Origin of the sequence: Xanthobacter sp. SG618, from assembly GCF_012932745.1 — a bacterium.
GTDB classification, from domain to species: domain Bacteria; phylum Pseudomonadota; class Alphaproteobacteria; order Rhizobiales; family Xanthobacteraceae; genus Xanthobacter; species Xanthobacter flavus.
The window spans coordinates 179,340-200,222 of sequence record NZ_JABBHL010000008.1; the positions used below are offsets into that span (position 1 = coordinate 179,340).

General features: G+C 68.6%; 19 protein-coding genes. 7 read left to right on the top strand and 12 right to left on the bottom strand.

Annotated elements, in window-relative coordinates:
• Positions 1-15: 15 nt before the first annotated feature.
• Both FHT36_RS20230 and FHT36_RS20235 read left to right on the top strand, forming a co-directional pair.
• Complete coding sequence (locus tag FHT36_RS20230) at positions 16-1,857, top strand: monovalent cation:proton antiporter-2 (CPA2) family protein (protein WP_169124273.1); 1,842 nt, start codon at positions 16-18, stop codon at positions 1,855-1,857.
• Positions 1,858-2,540: 683 nt separating this feature from the next.
• Complete coding sequence (locus FHT36_RS20235) at positions 2,541-3,578, top strand: DUF937 domain-containing protein (RefSeq protein ID WP_169124274.1); 1,038 nt, start codon at positions 2,541-2,543, stop codon at positions 3,576-3,578.
• A 110-nt stretch (positions 3,579-3,688) separates the two neighbouring features.
• On the opposite strand, the gene FHT36_RS20240 is transcribed toward FHT36_RS20235, so the two are convergent.
• Positions 3,689-4,018, bottom strand: a complete 330-nt coding sequence (locus FHT36_RS20240; protein ID WP_169124275.1) for a DUF1127 domain-containing protein — start codon at positions 4,016-4,018, stop codon at positions 3,689-3,691.
• 283 nt (positions 4,019-4,301) lie between these two features.
• On the opposite strand from FHT36_RS20240, the gene FHT36_RS20245 reads away from it, so the two are divergent.
• Positions 4,302-5,183, top strand: a complete 882-nt coding sequence (locus tag FHT36_RS20245; protein ID WP_169124276.1) for a LysR substrate-binding domain-containing protein — start codon at positions 4,302-4,304, stop codon at positions 5,181-5,183.
• Between the two features lie 14 nt (positions 5,184-5,197).
• Here the strand turns inward: FHT36_RS20245 and FHT36_RS20250 are convergent, their stop codons facing one another.
• The 11 genes from FHT36_RS20250 to FHT36_RS20300 form a co-directional block, all read right to left on the bottom strand.
• Entirely contained in the window at positions 5,198-5,914 is a 717-nt protein-coding gene (locus FHT36_RS20250; protein ID WP_237353582.1) for a GntR family transcriptional regulator, read from the bottom strand.
• A 66-nt stretch (positions 5,915-5,980) separates the two neighbouring features.
• Entirely contained in the window at positions 5,981-6,370 is a 390-nt protein-coding gene (hpxZ, locus tag FHT36_RS20255; protein WP_169124377.1) for an oxalurate catabolism protein HpxZ, read from the bottom strand.
• A gap of 11 nt (positions 6,371-6,381) precedes the next feature.
• Positions 6,382-7,815, bottom strand: a complete 1,434-nt coding sequence (locus FHT36_RS20260) for an AtzE family amidohydrolase (RefSeq protein ID WP_169124277.1) — start codon at positions 7,813-7,815, stop codon at positions 6,382-6,384.
• Positions 7,816-7,822: 7 nt separating this feature from the next.
• Positions 7,823-8,032 carry an AtzG-like protein gene (locus FHT36_RS20265; protein ID WP_169124278.1) on the bottom strand — a complete coding sequence of 70 codons (210 nt, stop codon included), beginning with the start codon at positions 8,030-8,032 and terminating at the stop codon, positions 7,823-7,825.
• A gap of 8 nt (positions 8,033-8,040) precedes the next feature.
• Positions 8,041-9,792: an ABC transporter ATP-binding protein gene (locus FHT36_RS20270; RefSeq protein WP_169124279.1), complete on the bottom strand. Its 1,752-nt coding sequence runs from the start codon at positions 9,790-9,792 to the stop codon at positions 8,041-8,043.
• A gap of 11 nt (positions 9,793-9,803) precedes the next feature.
• A complete protein-coding gene (locus FHT36_RS20275; RefSeq protein WP_169124280.1) occupies positions 9,804-10,691 on the bottom strand; it encodes an ABC transporter permease in 888 nt (295 codons plus the stop codon).
• Positions 10,688-11,701 (bottom strand): ABC transporter permease, encoded by a 1,014-nt coding sequence (locus FHT36_RS20280; protein ID WP_169124281.1) that lies wholly within the window; start codon positions 11,699-11,701, stop codon positions 10,688-10,690. The genes FHT36_RS20275 and FHT36_RS20280 overlap by 4 nt, the downstream gene beginning before the upstream one ends.
• A 194-nt stretch (positions 11,702-11,895) precedes the next feature.
• Positions 11,896-13,518 (bottom strand): ABC transporter substrate-binding protein, encoded by a 1,623-nt coding sequence (locus tag FHT36_RS20285; protein WP_169124282.1) that lies wholly within the window; start codon positions 13,516-13,518, stop codon positions 11,896-11,898.
• A 240-nt stretch (positions 13,519-13,758) separates the two neighbouring features.
• Complete coding sequence (pssA, locus tag FHT36_RS20290; RefSeq protein ID WP_169124283.1) at positions 13,759-14,607, bottom strand: CDP-diacylglycerol--serine O-phosphatidyltransferase; 849 nt, start codon at positions 14,605-14,607, stop codon at positions 13,759-13,761.
• Positions 14,607-15,308, bottom strand: coding sequence for a phosphatidylserine decarboxylase (locus FHT36_RS20295; protein WP_169124284.1), 702 nt, complete (start codon positions 15,306-15,308; stop codon positions 14,607-14,609). The genes pssA and FHT36_RS20295 overlap by 1 nt, the downstream gene beginning before the upstream one ends.
• Before the next feature lie 114 nt (positions 15,309-15,422).
• Positions 15,423-16,439 carry an AraC family transcriptional regulator gene (locus FHT36_RS20300; protein ID WP_210257883.1) on the bottom strand — a complete coding sequence of 339 codons (1,017 nt, stop codon included), beginning with the start codon at positions 16,437-16,439 and terminating at the stop codon, positions 15,423-15,425.
• Positions 16,440-16,539: 100 nt separating this feature from the next.
• On the opposite strand from FHT36_RS20300, the gene FHT36_RS20305 reads away from it, so the two are divergent.
• The 4 genes from FHT36_RS20305 to FHT36_RS20320 are packed head-to-tail and all read left to right on the top strand — an operon-like array spanning position 16,540 to position 20,880.
• Positions 16,540-17,307: a 3-hydroxyacyl-CoA dehydrogenase gene (locus FHT36_RS20305; protein ID WP_169124285.1), complete on the top strand. Its 768-nt coding sequence runs from the start codon at positions 16,540-16,542 to the stop codon at positions 17,305-17,307.
• Positions 17,308-17,352: 45 nt separating this feature from the next.
• Complete coding sequence (locus FHT36_RS20310) at positions 17,353-18,543, top strand: acetyl-CoA C-acyltransferase (RefSeq protein WP_169124286.1); 1,191 nt, start codon at positions 17,353-17,355, stop codon at positions 18,541-18,543.
• A 49-nt stretch (positions 18,544-18,592) separates the two neighbouring features.
• The gene (locus FHT36_RS20315) at positions 18,593-19,720 is read left to right on the top strand and encodes an acyl-CoA dehydrogenase family protein (RefSeq protein WP_169124287.1); all 1,128 of its coding nucleotides are present in this window, start codon (positions 18,593-18,595) and stop codon (positions 19,718-19,720) included.
• Complete coding sequence (locus FHT36_RS20320) at positions 19,720-20,880, top strand: CaiB/BaiF CoA-transferase family protein (protein WP_169124288.1); 1,161 nt, start codon at positions 19,720-19,722, stop codon at positions 20,878-20,880. Before FHT36_RS20315 ends, FHT36_RS20320 begins: the two co-directional genes overlap by 1 nt.
• Positions 20,881-20,883: the final 3 nt, after the last annotated feature.

The following is a 20,883-nucleotide window of genomic DNA, read 5'->3' on the forward strand; positions in this document are numbered from 1 at the left end:
GGGAGGACGTCGCGCATGCCAGTCGATGAACACGCATTGTTCGCCGGGGCACTGGCCTTCATGTGCGCCGCCGTCATCGCGGTCCTCGTCGCCAAGCGCATCGGCTTCTCACCCATCGTCGGTTACCTGCTGGTCGGCATCGCCATCGGCCCCATCGGGTTCAATGTGGCCGACCCCTCCGTCGTGCATACCGTGGCCGAGCTGGGCGTGGTCATGCTCCTGTTCCTCGTCGGGCTGGAGCTGAAGCCGTCTCACCTCCTCTCCATGGGGCATTACATCTTCGGGCTGGGCACGGCGCAGCTGGTGCTCACCTCCCTTGCCTTCGCGCTGCTCGCTTATTTCGGCCTCGGCTTCGGCGTCGCCGCGGCGGTGGTCAGCGGCCTCGCGCTCTCGGTGTCGGGCACCGCCATCGCGCTCCAGCTCGTGGGCGAGCGCGGCGACCTCGCCAGCCCCTACGGCCAGCGCACCTTTTCCATCCTGCTGTTCCAGGACATCGCGGTGGTGCCCCTGCTGGCGCTGGTGCCGCTGCTCGCCCCCGGCGGCGAGAGCGAGATCCACGATCCCAAGGGCACGCTCATCCAGGCCGGCATGGCTGTGGGCGCCATCGCGGTCATCGTGGTCGCCGGCCGCTACCTGCTCAATCCCCTGTTCCGGGTGCTGGCCCGCTCCGGCGCCCGCGAGGCGATGACGGCGGCGGCGCTGATGGTGGTGCTGGGCGCTGCCGGCCTCATGGAAATCGCGGGCATGTCGGCCGCCATGGGCGCCTTCCTCGCCGGCCTGCTCCTGTCCGAGAGCACCTTCCGGCACGAACTCGAAGCCAATGTGGATGCCTTCCGCGGCCTGCTGCTCGCCATCTTCTTCATGAGCATCGGCATGACGCTGAACATCGACGTGATCCTCCACCACATCCCGCGCCTGGTGGTGGGCGCGCTGGCGGTGGCGGTCATCAAGTCGGTGGTGGTCTATCTGGTGTTCCGGGCAGACAACATCGCCCCCGGCGATTCCCTGCGCGCCTCGGTGGCGCTGATGGCGGCGGGCGAATTCGCCTTCGTGCTGTTCCCGCTCGGCCTCGCCAACGGCATCCTGCGCACCGAGCAGACCGACCTGCTCATCGCCCTCGCCGCGCTCACGATGGTGCTCGGCCCACTCCTCTTCGCCGGCGTCTCGCGCTACCTGCCGCGCTTCACCCCTCCGGCCCCGGAGCCGCCCGCCGACGACTTCACCGATGCCGACGGCTCGGTGCTGGTCATCGGCTTCGGCCGGTTCGGGCAGATCGTCTCCCAGTGCCTTCTGGCGCAGGACGTGAGCGTGACGATCATCGACAAGGACGTGGAGATGATCCAGAGCGCCGGCCGGTTCGGCGTGCACATCTATTATGGCGACGGCACGCGGCTCGACGTGCTGCGCGCTGCGGGGGCGGAGACCATGGAGGTCATCTGCATCTGCGTCGACAACAAGGAAGACGCCAACCGCATCGTGGAGATCGTCCGCACTTCCATCCAGGGGCCGCGCCTGTTCGTGCGCAGCTTCGATCGCGTGCATTCCATGGAGCTGGTGCGGCTTGGCGTCGATTTCGAGCTGCGCGAGACCCTCGAATCGGCCCTCTCCTTCGGCGCCCGCACCCTCGAGGCGCTGGGCGTGAGCGAGAGCGCCGCCGAAGCCCGCATCGCCGACGTGCGCGAACGCGACCGCGCGCGGCTGGAGCGGCAGATGCAGGACGGCCTGTTCGCCGGCGGCGATGCATTCTCCCGGCCCAAGGTCGAGCCCGAACCCCTCACCGAACCCGAACGCCGCGCCCGCCCCCTCAATCCCGAGGCGCAGGACATCCTCACCCACGAGACCGAATTCTCGGGGTGATGGGGCCGGAGGCCCGCCGCAAGGCTGGGGAACGAGACGCCGGGGCTCCAAGCGAGGCCGGCGACGATGTGAGTGGCGGCATGACCGGTGGGGGTCTCCCGCACCAAACGTCATGGCCGGGCTTGTCCCGGCCATCCACGTGGGTGGGCCGGGAACACCCGTCCAGACATCGCGCCTGCGGCCCGACTTGGATACCCGGGACAAGCCCGGGCATGACGACCGCGAGCAGAGGGAACCGCTGTTCGAGCAAGGGGGACGCCCTTGGGCTCCAAGCGCAGGCGGCGGGTGCGGCTAGCCACCTCCCGCCCCGGACGCATGAAGCGCATGCGGAATGCGAGCCGGGGCCCAGCGCAAAAGACCGCCGAAGGCACTTCCGAACCTCAGCGCTCCAAAGCATTGCCCCTCTGCGCGGGAGCCTTGCGCTGGCCCCCGGATCACCGCTCCGGCTAAAGCCGTCGCGTGTCCGGGGAACGCGCTTGTCCCACAGGTGAGAGCCGCCTGCCGCCGCGGCCCGGGGCGGTATCTGGCCCCTCCCCACGCCCCTGTTCAATTCACCTGACGCTACAGAACCATTTCGTGATTTCGGCAGGACGATGGCGTAAGCTTCCTGCCAAGATTTCGGGCAGAAGCCGGGGCGGGACGCCTCCGCCCGTTGCACGCCCGCGGTCTGACGGAGTTCGTGTATGGATCAGTTCGTGGAGATGCTGCGCGCGGCCCAGGGCGGGCACGCGATGGAGAATATCGGCCGCATGTACGGCCTTTCCGCGCAGCAGGCCCAGCAGGTGGCCGAGGCGGTGATGCCCGCCTTCGCCGAGGCGTTCAAGCAGGCCTCCCAGTCTCCCGAATCTCTCGCCGCCCTGATGGCGCTGATGACCAGCGGCCCCTACGGCGCCTTCTATTCCCAGCCGGCCGCCCCGGCCGAGCTGACCCGCGCTGGCTCCGAGGCGCTCGATACCGTGTTCGGCTCCTCCGAGGTCAGCCGCGCCGTGGCGGCCCACGTCGCCTCCACCACCGGCCTCGGCATGGCCATGGTGAAGCAGGTGATGCCGAGCTATGCCACCCTCGTGGTGGGCGGGCTCGCCAAGTCGCTCGCCGCCTCCGGCGCGCTGCAGCAGATGCTGGCCGCCATGCTGAGCCGCATGCCCGGCCAGACCGAGCACAAGATCGCGCCCATCTCCTCGGGCAATCCCTGGATCGACGCGTTCCTCGCCTTCACCAGCACCGCCACCGAGCAGGGCGGCCGGTCCTACAGCACCGGCAATCCGTGGGCGGATGCCTATGCCCAGATGATGTTCCAGCGCGCCGCCCCGGCCCCCGCGCCCCAGCGCAATCCCGCCAATGCATGGCAGGACGTGGTGAACGCCATGTCCAAGACCATGATGCAGGCCGGCGTGCCGCCCACCCGCGAGAAGCCGCCGGAGCCTCCGCCGGCGCCGCTTGTGCCGTTCCAGAACTTCTTCGCGCAGATGTTCGCCCAGGGCTTTCCGCCGCCCTTCCCGCCGCCCGCCCAGCCCGGCGCGGCGGATACCAGCCGGCAGGGCTATACCGTGCCGGACTTCTGGCTCGACATCATGCGCACCGCCGCGGCCTCCATGGCCGCCGCCACCCAAGGCATGAATACCGCCACCCAGAACGTGCAGGAGGCCGAAACCCTGCCGCCGGACCGCCCCCGCCTCGGCCGCGCCGAGAGCGACAAGTCTTCGGGCGGCAACGGCAAGTAAGGGGCTCGGGTCAGCAGCTTTCGCCAAAAAAATCGACCCGCGCCGGTTGCGGACGGCGCGGGTCGAGGCGCGGCGGAGTCGAGGGGCGCTTCCGCCGAATTCGTGTGGGATCAGTCGGCCGGGTAGCCGCGCCAGGCGGCGAGCCGCGCCGCAGCCCGGCGCTCCTTGGCGCGGACCACCAGAAGCTGGGTCGGGTCCTCGAACAGCGGCGCCGATACGGCATCGCGCACGTCCGCCCGCGTCACCCCGATGTCGCGGAGCATATGGTCATCGAGATGGGCGATCTCGGCCATCACCTGCCGTCGCTCCATGACGCGGCCGATGGTCTCCACCGCGCGCAGGCCCTTGGCGGCCACGCCGACGGCCGAGAGGCACAAAGCGGCGACCAGTTCGCCAGCGGGGGCGAAGGCGGTCCTGCGGGTTTCACCATGGTACGTCATCATCATCTCCGTTGCCTGGATGCGCTCCGCCGACCCTCCTTTCCGGGGCCGTGATGGTCTGAACACACCCGGCATGTGCCGAACGGGCCCGATAAGCCCACTGACACCCCGGTGAAACCACCCGATTTCGCGCCGCATCCAATCGGCAGGACCTTTCTGGATGCTGCGCACAAATCACGCTAGCGAATGTTTTTCATCTCTCGTATCGTTTTGCGTGATGAATGCGGCGACGGGGCGGCCGGCCCATGCGGCTGGCGCAGGGCTGCCCCACAGGAGCGCGACGATGACGGCCATGCTCGACCCCGACCAGCTGAAAACCTTTGTGGCCATTGCCGAAACCGGCAGTTTCACCAAGGCGGCGGAGGTGGTCCACAAGACCCAGTCGGCGGTGTCCATGCAGATGAAGCGGCTGGAAGAGCGGGTCGGCCGCCCCGTCTTCGTCCGCGACGGCCGCGCCTCCCGCCTCACCGAAGACGGCGAACGCCTCCTGGACTACGCCCGGCGCATCGTGAAGCTGAACATGGAGGCCGTCTCCAGCTTCGCCGATGCCGAGCTTTCGGGGCGGGTGTGCCTCGGGGTGCCGGACGATTACGCCGACCGCTATCTGCCTGATATCATGGCGCGATTTTCGCGCACGCATCCGTCCGTCGAGCTCACCGTGATCTGCGAGCCGACCGCCGAACTGGTGCAGTACATCGCCTCCGGCACCATCGATCTCGCCATCATCACCGCCACCGAGATCACCTCCCGCAACGCCCATGTGATCCGCCGGGAACGCCTGCTGTGGGTCTCCTCCGCCCGCCATGCGGCGCATCTGGAAACCCCCGTGCCGCTGGCTTTAGGGCGGCCCACCTGCCAGTGGCGCGAGATCGCCGTGTCGCGGCTGGCCGGCGCCGGGCGCGGACACCGCATCCTCTACACCAGCCCCAATTGCGGCGCGGTGGTCGCGGCGGTTCTCTCCGGCCTTGCGGTGTCGGTGCTGCCGGAATCGGCGCTGCGGACGGGGATGCGCGTGCTCGGCGCGGCGGAGGGGTACCCTCCCCTACCCCCTTGCGATATCGGGCTTTTGCGCAATCGGCACGAGCCGTCCCCGCTGGCCGATGCCCTCGCCCAGCACATCGTGCAGGGCCTCGACAACCTCACCGAAGTGGACGCGGCAGAGTAGGCCGGCGCGGCCCGTCACACCGTCTCGGCGTAGCGCTCGTAGGCGTCCTCGACCGTGAGGATGTGCGAGCGCATGGCCTGCGCCGCCTCCGCCTTGTCGCCGCGCAGGATGGCCGTCACCACCCGGTCGTGCTCCTCGTAGGAGCGGGCCAGGCGGCCGAGGGTGCGGAACTGCGCGCGGCGGAACGGCTGCAGACGGGCGCGGGTGGCGAGCGTCAGCTCGGTCAGGTAGTCGTTGTGGCTACCGGCATAGAGCGTTGTATGGAAACGCTCGTTGAGCACCGTATAGCTGCTTTCGTCACCCCGGCGGGTGAGGTCCGCAAGCTCCGCATGGATGGTTTCCAGCCCCGCCCGCTCCGCAGGCGTCATGTTCACCGCGCATAGGCCGGCGCACAGGGCTTCCAGCTCCGCCATCACGTCGAACATGCCGCGCAGCCGCTCCAGGGAAGGCTGGGCGACGAGCGCGCTGCGATGGGGCCGCGCCTCCACGAGGCCGGAGGCGGCGAGGTCGCGCAGCGCCTCCCGCACCGGGGTGCGGGAAACGCCGTAACGCTTTGCGATATCGACCTCTTCCAGCGCCGTGCCGGGAGCGAGGCGGCCACGCACGATATCGTCGGCGATCTGCAGGCGCAGTTCCTCGGTGCGCGTCACCGGGCGCCCGACGGCGCGGCGCTTGCGGACCCGCGGGGTCGGGGCCGACGTCTTCAGGATGGGTGGCGCGAACAGGGTCATGTGCAAGATTTTACCGGGATTCCCGCCTCAGGCGAAATCCGTGAAACGTCGTAAGCCGGCGGCGGTTCACGCCGTCGGCTCGTCGATCATGGAGACGTGGGCGGCCACCACACGCCAGCCGTCCGGCTGCCGCACCCAGGTCTGCTGCTGGCGCCCAACCTTGCCCGGCGCGTTGTCGCGGTAGAACAGCGTGGATGCCACGGCGAAATCGCGGCCGTAGGTGGTGATGACCGTCTGCGCCAGGTTGCGCGCGAGGCCCACCGGCGAGCGGGCGCGGCGGAAGGCGCGGATGGCGTCCATCCCGTAGAGGTTTTCGCCGCCGCCAAAGCGGATGGTGCGCGGATCGTCCCGAAACAGGGCCTCCAGCGTCTCCACGTGGTTGCCGACAAGCGCGGCCTCATAGAGCGCGAATGCGGCTTCCACCTCGGCCTTCACCTCGGGAATGTCGATCTCCAACACGTCCTCCTTCAAAGGGTCGCGGCAGGGGCTGCGGCGACGCCCAGCCTCTCCAGCTCCGCAGCCACGCGCAATGCCATGTCCTCCCGCCACGGCGGGGCAATCACCTGTACACCGATGGGCAGGTCCGGCGCATCGCCCACATCCACCCGCACCGGCACGGCCACCACGGGCAGGCCGATGAAGGAGATGGGCTGGGTGAACAGGCCGAGATTCGGCCGCACCAGCATCTCCTCCCCATCGAGCACGAAGGTCTTCTGCCCCAGCTTCGGCGCCCGGGAGGGCGTGGCGGGGGCGAGAAGCACATCGTGAGTCTCGAACAGCTTCAGCATCTCGCCCCGGAAGTGCCGCCGGAAGCGCTGGGCGGCATCGACCCACGAGGCGGGAATGGCGAGGCCGGCGAGCAGCCGGTCGCGCACGGCGGGATCGAAATCCTCCGGCCGCACGGCGAGGCGCCGGGCGTGGAGGCTCGCGCCTTCCGCGGCGGTGATGATGTAGGCGGAGGCCCGGGCGCGGGCGGCATCGGGAATGTCCACCATGTCGCGTGCGCCGAGCGCGGCGGCGACAGCATCCACGGCGGCGAACGCTTCCGGATGCGCCTTGGCGCGGAACCAGCCCCCGGCGATGGCGATGCGCAGTCCGCCGGTGCCCTCCCCGATCAGCCCGGCGACGGGCTCGACGGGGCGTGGCGTCTGGCCGGGATCGCGGGCGTCCTCCCCCTGCATGGCGTCATAGGAGAGCGCGAGGTCGACGACGGAACGGGCGAGCGGACCGAGGTGGTCCAGCGCCGTCACGAAGGGAAAGCTGCCGCCCCGCCCCAGCCGGCCATAGGTGGGCTTCAGCCCGAACGTGCCGCACAGGGAGGACGGCACGCGGATGGAGCCGTTGGTGTCGGAGCCGAGGGCAAGGGGCACCATCGCGGCCGCCACAGCCGCCCCGGTGCCGCCGGAGGAGCCCCCGGACATGCGGGTGAGATCGTGCGGGTTGCGCGAGGAGCCGTCATGGACGTTCTCGCCGGTGAAGTCATAGGCATATTCGCCCATGTTGAGCCCGCCGACGAGGATGGCGCCGGCCGCCTCCAGCTTCTCCACCAGAAGGGCATCCTGAGCGGACGGAGCCCGTTCCCGGTTGATCTTCGAGCCGGCTCGGGTGGGCAGGCCCGCGATATCGAACAGGTTCTTCACCGCGAACGGCACGCCGGCGAGCGGCCCCAGCGGTTCGCCGGCGACGCGGGCGGCGTCGATCCGATCCGCATGGGCGCGGGCACGCTCCGCCGTGAGATCGGTGAAGGCGTTGATCGCCGGATCGAGGGCCGCGATGCGGGCCAGCGTCGCCTCGATGAGGGCGCGGGCGGTGACGGTGCCGGACGCAACTGCGGCAGCGATCTCGGCGGCGGTCGCACTGGCGAGGCGGGTGGCGTCGGGAACGGGGACAGGCGCGTTCATGACCACCTCACGGACGATACACGGGGGCCGGTTCCTCGGCATCGCCGAGGTCGAGGCTCCGGACCAGAGTCGCCGCATCGGCGATGCTGCGCAGATAGGACAGCGCCTCCGTGCGCCATTCCGGACGCGCGGTGATGCCATGGGCGGAGAGCGCCCCATCGAGAAGCTGGGCGAGGGCGGCGTCCTCGACCCGCGGCAGGGTGGTTTCGTTGGCCATTGGGCGCCTCAGACCGGGGGATGGGGAATGGCGGCGATGAGTTCGCGGGTATAGGCGTCCTTGGGTGCTTCCAGCACCTCCCGCGCGGTCCCCTCCTCCACGATCCGCCCTTGCCGCATCACGATCACCCGGTCGCACAGCAGGCCGACCACATGGAGGTCGTGGGAGACGAACAGATAGCTCATCCCGAGCCGCTGCTTCAGCTCTTCCAGCAGGTTCAGGACCACGGCCTGCACCGACACGTCCAGCGCCGCCGTCGGCTCGTCGAGGATGACGAGATCAGGATCGAGCGCGATGGCGCGGGCGATGCCGATGCGGGCCTTCTGGCCGCCCGAAAGCTGGTGCGGGAAACGCTCCAGCAGGTTCTGCGGCAGGCCCACCATATCGGCGAGTTCCGCCACGCGGGCATCGAGCTTCGCGCCGCCCGAATAGCCCCCCATGCGCAGCAGCGGATCGGCAATGGCGCGGGCGGCCGTGTAGCGGGGATTGAGGCTCTCGGTCGGATCCTGGAACACCATCTGGATGCGCTTGCGCATGGGATGGTGAGCGAAATCCTTGGCCGGGATCGCGCCGATGTCCTCGTCGGCGAAGGTGATCTTCCCCGCCGTCGGATCGATGAGGCGCATCACCATGGTGGAGGTGGTGGACTTGCCGCAGCCGCTCTCGCCCACGAGGCCGACGCTTTCGCCCCGCTTCACCTCGAAGGAGATGCCGTCCACGGCGCGGAAGATGGTCTCCTCCGGCGTCAGGGGCTTGCCCTTGAGCTTGGCGAGGAAGGCCGAGGGCGCGCCCTGGCGGGGATATTCGCGCACCAGGTTCTCGACGGTGAGAAGCGGCGCACCGGCATCGGCCACGGGTGAGCGCGCCGCAGCCGCAGCGGGCGCGCCCTCGCCTTCCGGCAACAGGTCCTTCAGCGTGATGCCCGGCCGGGGCGTCGCGCGCATGAGCTTGCGGGTGTAGGGGTGCTGGGGATCGCGGAAGATGCGCTCGGCCGGCGCGGTCTCCACCACCTTGCCCTTCTCCATCACCATCACCGTGTCGCAATAGGTGGCGGCGAGGCCGAGGTCGTGGGTGATGAGGATGGTGGACATGCCGCGCTCGCGCGTCAGCTCCGTCACGAGGTCCATCACCGCCTTCTGGGTGGTCACGTCGAGGCCGGTGGTGGGCTCGTCCGCGATCATCAGCTGCGGCCTGCAGGCGAGCGCGAGCGCGATGACGATGCGTTGGCACATGCCGCCGGACAGCTCGAACGGATAGGCGTGGTAGCGGTCCTCCGGCCGGGCGATGCGCACCTGCTTGAGGATGTCGATGACCTTGTGCTTCACGTTGCGCGGGTCGGCCTGGACATGCTGGAGCAGCACGTCGCCGATCTGCGCGCCCACGGTGCGGATGGGGTTCAGCGCCGCCCGCGGGTTCTGGAAGATCATCGACATCTCGCGACCGCGCAGGTCGCGCATCTCGCTCTCCGGCGCATGGGCGACGTCGATGCCGGAGAAGGTGATGGAGCCTTCCGCGATGCGGCCGGCCCGGTCGAGGATGCGCATCACCGTGTAGGAGGTGACGGACTTGCCCGAACCGCTCTCCCCCACGATGCCCAGCGTTTCGCCCTTGCCGAGGGTCAGGTCCACCTTGCTCACTGCCGTGACGATGCCGCGGCGGGTAGCGAACTCGACGGTGAGGTCGCGCACCTCCAGCAGCGGGCCGCTCGGCGCTTCGGAGGACTTGGCGGCGTGTTCCTTCACGTCCACAACTCCATGCATGGCGGCCTCCATCAGGTGCGGCGCTGGGGATCGACGATGTCGCGCAGACCGTCGCCCAGGAGGTTGAAGCAGAAGACCGCGAACATGAGTGCAAGGCCGGGGAACAGCGCGATCCACCATTCGCCGGAGACGATATAGGCCGAGCCCTCGGCCACCATGATGCCCCACTCGGGCGTCGGCGGACGCACGCCGAGGCCGATGAAGGAGAGGCCGGCGGCGTTGAGGATGGCGTAGCCCATGGTGAGCGACATCTGCACCATCATGATGGGCATGATGTTGGGCAGGATGGTCGTCAGCAGGATGCGCCACTCCGAATTGCCGGTGAGCCGCGCCGCCTGCACATAGCCGGCATTGCGGCGGATGGCGGCTTCCGACTTCGCCACGCGCACATAGAGCGGGAAATTGATGATGGCGGTGGCGATGACGATGTTCGTCACCGTATTGCCCAGCGCCGCAACGATGCCCATGGCCAGCACGAACAGCGGGAAGGCCATGATGGTGTCGGAGATGCGGCCGATGATTCGATCCGTCCACCCGCCGAAGAAGCCCGACGCGATGCCGGCGACGCCGCCCACGGCGAACACGAGCGCCACGGAGAAGATGGCGATTGCCATGTCCAGCCGGCTCGCCACCACGACGCGGGAGAAGATGTCGCGGCCGAGATTGTCGGTGCCGAACCAGTGCGCGGCCGAGGGCGGCTGCAAGGCAGCGGCCGTGTCGGAGGCGAGCGGGTCATAGGGCACGATGAACGGCCCGAACGTGGCGCACACCACCAGCACCAGGAACATGCCGAAGGCGATGCCCGTGACCGGGTTATCCGAGATCACGTAGCGGGCGTGGGCGAGCGTGGCGGCAAGGCCGCCCGGGGCCTTCTGGGTGTCGGCCGTGGCGAGGGTCATGCTTCGCTCCGCGCGCGGGGATCGATGATGCCGTAGGCAAGGTCGATCAGGAGGTTGAGGATCACGTAGAGGATCGCCATGGCGAGCACGAAGCCCTGCACCGGCGCGTAGTCCGAGGTGATGAGCGCCTCGACCGCATAGGAGCCGATGCCCGGCCAGGCGAACACCTTCTCCACCAGCACGTTGGCGCCGAGGAGGAAGGAGAACACCATGCCCAGCGTCGTCACCACGGGGAGCATGGCATTGCGGAAGGCGTAGGTGATGATGACGGTGTAATCCGTCAGGCCCGCCGCCTTCGCCGTGCGCACGAACTCGGAGGAGAGCACCGCCAGCATGGAGGCGCGGGTCATGCGGGCGATGGGCGCGAGCGCGAAGATGGCGAGCGTGATGGCGGGCACCGCCAGTTGCGCCAGCGCGGCGCGGAAGGTCTCGAAGTCGCGCGCGATCAAGCTGTCGATGAGATAGAAGCCAGTCACCGTCTCCGGCGCCGAGAAGAACACGTCGAGCCGCCCCAGCGGCGCCGGTGCCCATCCCAGCTTGAAGTAGAAGACATAGACCAGCAGCAGCCCGGTGAAGAACACCGGTAGCGACACGCCGGCCGTGGTGATGATGCGGCAGGCATGATCGATCCACGACCCCTGTCGCACCGCCGCAATGATGCCGAAGGGAACCGCGATCAGCAGCGCCAGCACCAGCCCCGCCAGCGTCAGTTCGGCCGAGGCCGGCAGGCGCGACGCGATCTCGGTGGCGACCGGCTGGCCGGTAGAGAGTGAAGAGCCCAGGTCGCCATGCGCCAGCGCCGAGACGTAGTCGGCGAACTGAGCCGGTAACGACTTGTCGAGACCGAGCTTGGTGCGGATCTCGGCGATGGCCTGCGGCGTCGCCGCCGGGCCCGCGAAATAGGCCGCCGTGTCGCCGGGCAGCACGCGGGTGAGCAGGAAGGTCACGATCACCACGCCGATCAGGCTGGGCACGGCTGTGGCGAGACGACTGCCTAGGAGCTTCAGCATGGCGATATCCCTGTGTGCGATCCGGACTGCGGGGCATCGGGCACCGCAGCCGCTTTGTCGTCTCCGGCGGACCGCCGGATGTGGGGTGAGGGGCGGCACCGATGCCGGGCATCCGGGCCGAAACCCGGGCGCCGGTTTCCGCCCCCGGCGCCACCCCTCACGCCGCTTCCTCCCTTGAGAGGAACGGAAAGACGTCAGCCCTTCTGGAAGGCGCGATAGTCGAGCCGGCGGTGGAACCAGTATTCGTAGCCGGTGATGTTCTTCTGCATCGCGACGTTGACGAACGGCTGGTAGAGCGGAATACGCGGCACGTCGGCGAAGGCGAGGTCCACCATACCCTTCACGTCCGTATCATAGGCCGCCTTGTCGCCGCTCGCCGCCGCCGCACGGGCACCGTCGATGAAGGTGTCCATGGCCGCCGACTGGTAGCTCATGGTGTTGAAGACCGAATTGGAGCCGTGGTAGCACCAGAAGAAGAAGTATTCCGGATAGTCGAGCCATCCCGAGAACACGTTGGTGTAGAGCGGCAGCACCTTCTTGTTCAGCTCCGTGCGCCAGTTGGCGCCGGGGATCTTGTTGATGGTGGTCTTGATGCCGATCTGCGCGAGGTTCTCCTGCAGCAGCACGCAGATGGGCTCGTTGACGCCGGCAAAGCCGAGATCGAAGGAGAGCGTGGTGTCGATGCCGCCGGCATAGCCCGCCTCCGCCATCAGCTGCTTGGCCTTGGCGAGGTCGGTCTTGAACTTGGTGGGCTGCGGCCAGGCCACCTTGGTGGCGGCATCGGCCGGCGCGCCAAACATGGGGCGACCGAGGCCGTAGAGCACGGCCTCCATGATCTTCTCGTAGGGAATGGCGTAGGCGACGGCCTCGCGAACCTTCGGATTGTCGAAGGGCGGGTTCTTCACGTTCATGCCGATGTACTGCACGCCGTTGGAGTACGGCACCGACGTGATGTTGAGCTTGCCGGCCTGCTTCAGCTCCACGAAATCCTTGTTGGGCAGGTCATAGGAGATGTCAGCGTCGCCGCGCTCCAGCAGCGCCCGGCGGTTGCCGGCGGAGGGCACCATGCGCCAGATCACGCGCTTGATCTTGGGCAGCGGGCCGCCCTTCCAGTCGTCGAAGCGCTCGAAGATCACCTCGGTGCCGGGCGTCCACTTGGTGACGCGATAGGCGCCTGAGCCGGCGGTGTTCTGCTTGGTGTATTCGAGGCCCCAGGGATCCTTCTCGGTGGCGTTCTTCTGAACGAGCCCGGAGTTGATGACGCAGGGGACGATGACGGCGAGGTCGGGGATGGTGAGGCGATCCTTGCGCAGGAAGTCCACGCGCACCGTGTGGTCGTCCACCACCACGAACTGCTCCGGCTTCTCCAGCGAGCCGGCCTTCATCTGGAAGGTGGGGAAGCCGCCCACGGAGACGGCGCGGTCCAGCGACCACTTCACGTCCTTGGCGGTGACGGGGCTGCCGTCCTGGAAGGTCGCGTTCTTCTTCAGCTTGAAGGTGACGGACATGTCACCGATGTTCATGTCCTCGGCGAGCTCGCCCTTGAGCTTGTCGCGATCGTAGTAGCGGACGCCTTCCTTCTCGGTCATCTCGTGGGTGATGAGCCGGTCGTAGGTGTTCCAGCTGGCTTCATAGCCGGGCACGTTGGTGCCGACGCCGTGAATGTCGAGATTGTTCGGCCCGCTCTCCGAGACGATCAGCAGCGTCTCGTTCCGGGCCTGCGCTTTCGCCGGCGAGAACACCGCCGGGGCTGCGACGCCCGTGCCGCTCGCGACGGCGGTAGCGGAGGCGGACTTCATGAATTCGCGGCGGTTCATCGGCAACGTCCCTGTGGTGGCGGTCGCCAAATGCCATTCAAGCCGCGTGCCAATTGCATACAGTTTTAGAAATTTATCGCAAAATCAATTCACTAGGTTACCCATCCAGTCGATCAACACAGCAACACAGAGCGGTATATGATCATAATTTGTGCAACGCCGTGCGCATTGCATGCAATTTGATGCGCGTGACTGCGGCAGCGCTTGCACAGCAAGTCGCCAGCAGCCGCTTCACGAAGATCAGGAGGGCAGCACGTCCGGGCTGGCTGTGGCTGCAGCGGCGCGCTCGGCCTTCCAAGCCTTCATCTGGCGCCGATAGCGCACAGTCGAGACCGGCAGCAGCGCCAGATAGAGGATGGTGCAGAACGAAAGCACGATCCAGGGATAGCTCGCCAGCAGGGCGAAATAGATGGCCACGGCCACGAACAGCGGCAGCACCATATCCCGTCGCACCCGCCGCCCCAGCGTCTTGCCCGACCAGGCAGGCACCGTGGAGATCATCAGGAAGGCGATGGCGAGGCAATAGACCAGCGCGATCAAAGCGCTCACCCGCCCATGCGGCAGGCCGATCAGTTCCAGATAGACCGGCAGCAACACAGTGATGGCGCCCGCCGGGGCAGGAATGCCGGTGAAGTAGTCGCCCGCGAAGGGCGGCTTGTTCGGGTCGTCCAGCATCACGTTGAAGCGCGCGAGGCGCAGCGCGGCGCAGATGGCGTAGGCGAGCGCGGCGATCCAGCCGAACGAGCCGGCTTCCTTGAGGCCCCAGAAATAGAGCATCAGCGCTGGCACGCAGCCGAAATTCACGAAGTCGGCGAGACTGTCCAGCTCCGCACCGAAGCGCGAAGTGCCCTTCAGCGCCCGCGCAAGGCGCCCGTCCACCCCGTCGAGGATGGCGGCGAACACGATGGCCGCCAGCGCCAGTTCGATCCGCTCCTCGATCGCGAGCCGCACGGCGGTAAGGCCGGAGCACAGCGCGAGCAACGTCACAAGATTGGGCAGGAGTACGCGGATCGGCACCTTGCCGATGCTGCCGCCGAGGCGCGGCCGGGGCCGGCCTTCCGGATCGAACGGGGGAAAGGGCGTTTCCATCAGCTCACCCGATAGGCGGTCTCGCGCTGCTGCGGCTGGGAGAGATCGCACAGGACCGTCTCGCCCGCCACCGTCAACTGCCCTTCGCTGACCAGCACGCGCGAGCCCACGGGCAGATAGACGTCCACACGAGAGCCGAAGCGGATCAGGCCGAAGCGCTCGCCGGAACCGATGGACTCGCCCTCCCGCACGAACGAGACGATGCGGCGGGCCACGAGGCCGGCGATCTGCACGCAGCCCACCCGGCAGTAGGGCGTGGAGATGATGAGGCCGTTGCGCTCATTGTCCTCGCTCGCCTTGTCGAGGTCAGCATTGAGGAAAAGGCCCGGCTTGTAAGCGATGCGCTCGATGCGTCCCGTCACCGGCGCCCGGTTCACGTGGACGTTGAACACATTCATGAAGATGGACACCCGCAGCAGCGGCTCGTCGGAAAGATCGAGCTCCCGCGGCGGCCGCGCCAGACCCACCTGCGACACCCGCCCATCCGCCGGCGCGATGACGAGCCCCTCGCGCACCGGCGTCACGCGCTCGGGATCGCGGAAGAACAGAGCCGTCCAGAGGGCGAGGCCGAAGCCGATCATGCCGAAGAAGGTGGAGAACACGAACAGCACGAGCGCGATCACCACCGCGATGGCGATGAACGGATAGCCCTCCCGATGAATCGGAACGAGGGTCTTGCGGATGCTGGCAATGATCGACAACAGGTGTCTCCAGGGTCGCCCGGCAGGCCGCCCCGGATGGCGCCGCGCGGGCATGGTCTGCGCACAGGTAGTCAGCCGCCGCCCCGCCGTCAAATGGCGGAACGCCGCTCTCCCTCACGCCCCGGCACGGCGGAAGGCGCCCGGGCTCAGGTCCGTCCACTTGCGGAATGCCCGATGGAAGGCACTCGGCTCGGAAAAGCCAAGCTCCGCCGCGATCTCGCCCACGGGCCGGTCGGTGGCTTGCAGCAGGTCCTCGGCCCGCAGCCGGCGCAGGTCGTCCTTGATGTCGCGATAGGCGGCGCCCTCTTCGGCGAGCCGGCGACGCAGGGTCGATGCCGGCAGGCGCAGCTGCCGGGCAAGCTCCACGAACGAAGGCCATGCCGAAGCCGGCAGCTCCCGGAGCCGGGCGCGGACCCGGGCGGCAAGCCCTTCATCGTGCCGGTATCGCACGAGGATGTTGGCCGGCGCGCCCCGCAGGAAATCCCGCAGCGCCCGCTCGCTGCGGTGGGCCGGCAACTTCAGGAAGGTCGCATCGAAGGCGAGCCGGCTCTCAGGTGCATCGAAACGGACGGGAGCACCAAAGAACAGGCGGTAATCCGCCCCATGCTCCGGCGGACCGCAGCGGAAATCCACCTGTCGGATCGGAATGCGCCGGCCCACCAGCCAGCAGGTGATGCCATGGAGGATGATCCAGTAGGTGCGGTAGGCGAAGGCCGAGCGCGCGCCGCCTTTGTCCGAGAGCACGACGGACGCCAGGCCATCGCCGACGACGAGCTCGCCGCTCGGGTCATCCAGCACCACCCGCAGGAATCGCAGCGCCCGCCGCAGGGCCTGCTCCAGCGTCTGCGCGCCCATGAGCGCATGGCAGAGCAGCGTGAAGCTGCCACAGCGCATGGGGCGGGCGGCGAGGCCGAAGAACTCGTCGTCCAGCGCCTCCGCGGCTGCGGTCCACAGCGCGCCATACTGTTCCGCCGAGACGGCCTCGGTCACCGGCAGCGCGAGCCCGGCCCGTGCGAGCACCGGACCGGCGTCGATGCCCTGCGCCGTCAGGCAGCCGAGGGCATCGTCCACGAAGGTGCCGGAGATCATCCGCCGTTCCACGCCGCGCTCCCAAATGGCAAAATCGCTCATCTGAATAGATCGCTAGTGTCATCGAATGTCACTCGGCTTTTCTGCTAGACGAGACGCAACGGCCGCCGAAGCGGCGGCATGTCTCCCTGGGAGGGGCACCATGAAGATTGAAGGGCGCGTCTTTCTCGTCACCGGTGGCGGCTCTGGGCTGGGCGCGGCGGTGTCGCGGATGGTGGTGGACAATGGGGGCCGCGTCGTCCTCGTCGACATCAACGCCGACGCCGGTGCCGCCATGGCCGCCGAACTCGGCGATGCTGCCCGCTTCCAGCGCGCCGACGTGAGCAACGAAGCCGATGGCAAGGCGGCCATCCAACTCGCCCTCGACAGCTTCGGCCACGTTCACGGTCTCGTGAACTGCGCCGGCGTCGCCCCCGGCGAGAAGGTGGTCGGCCGTGACGGCCCGCACCGGCTCGAAAGCTTCGTACGTGGCATTACTGTCAATCTCATCGGCACCTTCAACATGCTTCGGCTCGCCGCCGATGCCATGGTGAAGGAAGAGCCGGATGGGGAGGGCGAGCGCGGCGTCATCGTCAACACCGCGTCCGTCGCCGCCTTCGACGGGCAGATCGGCCAGGCCGCCTATGCCGCTTCCAAGGGCGGCGTCGCTGCCCTCACCCTTCCGGTGGCGCGCGAGCTGGCGCGGTTCGGCATCCGCGTCGTCACCATCGCGCCCGGCATCTTCGAGACGCCGATGATGGCCGGCCTGCCGCAAGACGTGCAGGACAGCCTCGGCAAGAGCGTGCCCTTCCCCTCGCGCCTGGGGCGGCCGTCCGAATATGCCGCCCTCGTCAAGCACATCTGCGAGAACAACATGCTGAACGGCGAGGTCATCCGCCTCGACGGCGCGCTGCGGATGGCGCCGCGCTGAGCCCTTCCCGCTGACGACTTCCTCCCGCGACCGGAGATAAGACTCATGACGGCTTCCGACCCCATCGTCATCGTCGGCACCGCCCGCACGCCCATGGGCGGCTTTCAGGGCGACCTCAAGGATGTGGCCGCGCCCGCGCTCGGCTCCGCGGCCATCGGTGCCGCCCTCGCGCGCGCCGGCCTCGCGCCGGATCAGGTGGAGGAAGTGGTGTTCGGCTGCGTGCTGCCGGCCGGCCTCGGCCAGGCTCCGGCACGGCAGGCGGCGCTCGGCGCGGGGCTCCCGCTGTCCACGGGCGCCACCACGGTCAACAAGATGTGCGGCTCCGGCATGAAGGCGGCCATGTTCGCCCATGACCTCCTCGCCGCCGGCTCCGCCTCCGTCGCAGTTGCGGGCGGCATGGAAAGCATGACCAACGCCCCTTACCTGCTCGACCGCGCCCGCGGCGGCTACCGCATGGGGCACGGCAAGGTCATCGACCACATGTTCTTCGACGGGCTCGAGGATGCCTACGACAAGGGCCGCCTCATGGGCAACTTCGCGGAGGAGTGCGCGGAGGCCTACCAGTTCACCCGCGAGGCGCAGGACGCCTTCGCCATCGCCTCCCTCACCAAGGCGCAGAAGGCCATGGCCGATGGCGCCTTCGACAAGGAGATCACGCCCGTCACCGTGAAGGCCGGCAAGACCGAGCGCGTGGTGGCGGCAGACGAGCAGCCGCCCAAGGCGAAGCTGGACAAGATCCCGACGCTGAAGCCCGCCTTCCGCGACGGCGGCACGGTGACGGCCGCGAACTCCTCTTCCATCTCCGACGGCGCGGCCGCCCTCGTGCTCATGCGCCGCTCGGAGGCGGAGCAGCGCGGCCTCACGCCGCTCGCCGCCATCGTCGGCCATGCCACCCACGCCCAGGCGCCGAACCTTTTCACCACAGCCCCCATCGGCGCGGTTCAGAAGCTCGCCGGCAAGACCGGCTGGGATTTGAAGGACGTCGACCTGTTCGAGATCAACGAGGCGTTCGCCGTGGTGCCCATGGCCGCCATGCGCGACCTCGGCCTGCCGGAGGACAAGGTGAATGTCCACGGCGGCGCCTGCGCCCTCGGCCATCCCATCGGCGCTTCGGGGGCGCGCGTTATGGTAACCCTGCTGGCAGCGCTGGAGCGCTACGGGCTCAAGCGCGGCATCGCCTCGCTGTGCATCGGCGGTGGTGAGGCGACGGCGGTGGCCATCGAGCGCCTGAGCTGAGGCAGAGGTCGCCAAGCACATCCAACAACAAGAACCGGAGGAGCCTGCCATGATCCTCACCGAAACCCAGGTTGCCATCCGCGACGCGGTGCGCGCCTTCGCGCAGGAGCGCCTCGCTCCCGGCGCGGCGGCACGCGACAGGGAGCACCGTTTCCCGGGCGAAGAACTGAAGGAGCTGGGCGCCCTCGGCTTCCTGGGCATGCTGGTGCCCGAGGACCATGGCGGCTCGGCCACCGATCTCGTCTCCTATGCCCTCGCGCTGGAGGAGATCGCCGCGGCGGACGGCGCCTGCTCCACCATCGTCAGCGTGCATTCCTCCGTCGGCTGCATGCCCATCGTGAAGTTCGGCACGGATGCGCAGAAGGCGCGCTTCCTGTCCAAGCTCGCCTCCGGCGAATGGATCGGAGGCTTTGCCCTCACCGAGCCGCAGGCCGGATCGGACGCGGCCGCCCTGCGCACCCGCGCCCGGCGGGACGGCGACCATTACGTGCTCTCCGGCGCCAAGCAGTTCATCACCTCCGGGAAGAACGGCGACGTGATTATCGTCTTTGCCGTCACCGATCCCGATGCGGGGAAGAAGGGCATCTCCGCCTTCATCGTGCCCACCGACACCCCCGGCTACGAAGTGGTGCGGGTGGAGGAGAAGCTGGGCCAGCATTCCTCCGACACCTGCCAGCTCGCCTTCAACGACATGCGCCTACCGGCCGACCTCAGGCTCGGGGCCGAGGGCGAGGGCCTGAAGATCGCCCTGTCCAATCTGGAGGGCGGACGTATCGGCATCGCCTCCCAATGCGTGGGCATGGCGCGTGCGGCGTTCGAGGCGGCGCGCGCCTATGCGAAGGAGCGCGTCACCTTCGGCAAGCCCATCATGGAGCATCAGGCGGTCTCCTTCCGCCTCGCCGACATGGCGACCCGCATCGAAGCGGCCCGCCAGATGGTGCTGCACGCCGCCTCCCTGCGCGAGGCCGGCCTGCCCTGCCTCACCGAGGCCTCCATGGCGAAGCTGTTCGCCTCCGAGATGGCGGAGCAGGTGTGCTCCGCGGCCATCCAGACCTTCGGCGGCTACGGCTATCTGGCGGACTTCCCGGTGGAGCGCATCTACCGCGACGTGCGGGTGTGCCAGATCTACGAGGGCACAAGCGACGTGCAGCGCATCGTCATTGCGCGGGGGCTGTGATGGCGGAAGCGCTCTCCGCTGCCCCGCGTGGTCCCCTCGCGGGCATTCGGGTCGTCGATCTCTCCCGGCTCGCCCCCGGCCCCTATTGCACCATGCTGCTGGCGGACTTCGGGGCGGAGGTGATCGTGGTGGGCGGAGGCCGGGCCGGCGTCGCCATTCCGGAATTCTCCCGGGGCAAGCGGCATATCTCCCTTGACCTGAAAGCACCCGCCGGCCGGGCGGCGCTCCACGCGCTGGTGAAGACCGCCGACGTGCTGGTGGAGGGCTTCCGCCCCGGCGTCGCCGATCGGATCGGGGCGGGCTATGAGACGCTGGCGGCACTCAATCCTCGCCTCGTCTACTGCTCCCTGACCGGCTTCGGGCAGGACGGCCCGCGTGCCCTGGAGGCTGGGCACGACATCACCTATCTCGCGCTCGCCGGCGTGCTGGGGTCGATGGGGCCGAAGGATGGACCGCCCGAAGCCCCACTCAATCTCGTCGCGGACTTCGCCGGCGGCAGCCTGATCGCCGCGCTGGGCATCCTCGCCGCGGTGATCGAGGCGAAGAGCACCGGACAGGGCCAGAAGATCGACGCCGCCATGGTGGACGGCGCGCTCTCCCTGATGGCGATGCACTGGCCGCTGTGGAAGACGCCGCACTGGCCCACGCGCGGCGACGGGCTGCTCGGCGGCGGAGCGCCCTTCTATCGCTCCTATCGCTGCGCGGACGGCGGCTTCATCGCGGTCGGCGCGCTGGAGCGGGGATTTTTCGAGGCGCTATGGCGACGTCTCGACCTCGGCGAGGCGCCGGGCCACATGCGGCGGGATCTATGGCCCGAAATCGAGCGCACGCTCGCTGCCACCTTCGCCGGTGCGCCGCGTGACCATTGGACCGCCCTGTTCGCAGGCACGGACGCCTGCGTCGCGCCCGTTCTGGCGCCGGACGAGGTGTGGAGCGATCCCCACATCGCCGCCCGCCATCCGGACAGCGGACCCAACCGAGTGCCCGCGGTGCCCCGCCTTTCGCGCACGCCCGCACAGGCCCATCCGCTCGATCTCAGTGATCGCACCGCCGAGGTCCTGCGTGAGGCCGGCCTCGGCGACGACGAAATAGCCGCCGCAGCCGCCCCGCCCGCCCCGGCGGGCCGTTCCGGCCTCGACTGGCCGCCGGAGCTGCGCTGAACC